Source organism: Teichococcus aerofrigidensis (assembly GCF_054073225.1).
On record NZ_JBSXMU010000269.1, the window covers coordinates 1 to 916 of the forward strand.

The window sequence follows — 916 nt, forward strand, 5'->3', positions numbered from 1 at the left end:
GGCCTGCTCGGCGGCGCGGGTGGCGGCGCGGGCGGCGTCGAAGCCGGCGCGGGCGGCCGTGAGGTGCTGCCCGGCGCGGGCCGTCAGCAGGGCGAAGTACTCGGCCTCGGCCTGCCGCGTCATGCCGGAGAGGTTGCGGTAGCGCGCCGCCTGCCGCGCCTGGCGCTGCAGCGACTGGCGCTGCACGTCGAGCTGGCCCTTGAGGTCGTCGGCGCGGGTCAGGTTGGCCTCGGCCTGGCGAAGCTTCAGCTCCGCCTCGTGCCGGCGGGCGCGCAGCCCGGCGATGCCGGCGGCCTCCTCCAGCACCTGCCGCCGCTCCTCCGGCTTCGCCGCGATCAGCGCCGCGACGCGGCCCTGGCTGACCATGGCCGAGGCGCGGGCGCCGCTGCCGATGTCGGCGAAGAGGGTCTGCACGTCGCGGCCGCGCACCTCGCGGCCGTTGATGCGGAAGCCCGTGCCCTCGCCGCGCACGATGCGGCGGGTGATCTCGAGGTCGCTGGACTGCTGGTGGGGCGGCGGGGCGAGGCCGCCGGCCTCCTCGAGCAGCAGCGTCACCTCCGCCTGGTTGCGGCCGGCGCGGGTGGCGGTGCCGGCGAAGATGACATCGTCCATCTCGCCGCCGCGCATGGCGCGGGCATTGGTCTCGCCCATCGCCCAGCGCAGCGCCTCGACCACGTTCGACTTGCCGCAGCCATTCGGCCCGACGATGCCGGTGAGGCCGGGCAGCACCTCGATCGTGGTCGGCTCGGCGAAGGACTTGAAGCCGGCGATCCGCAGGCGGGTGAGCACGGCGCGCAGGGCCGCCTCGCGCGCGGCGGCCAGGCTGGCCGCGTCCCGCGACGCCTCGGCCTCCTCCGCCGCCACCGCCGGGGGCGGCGGGGCGCCGCGGCCCCCCCCCCCCCGGCGCGACCCCCCC

General features: G+C 78.1%; 1 protein-coding gene. It reads right to left on the minus strand.

The annotated features are described in order from the left end of the window. The coding region (locus tag ACVMLK_RS21140) for an AAA family ATPase (protein ID WP_457487556.1) at positions 1–798 on the minus strand (798 nt) is incomplete at its 3' end. Positions 799–916: the final 118 nt, after the last annotated feature.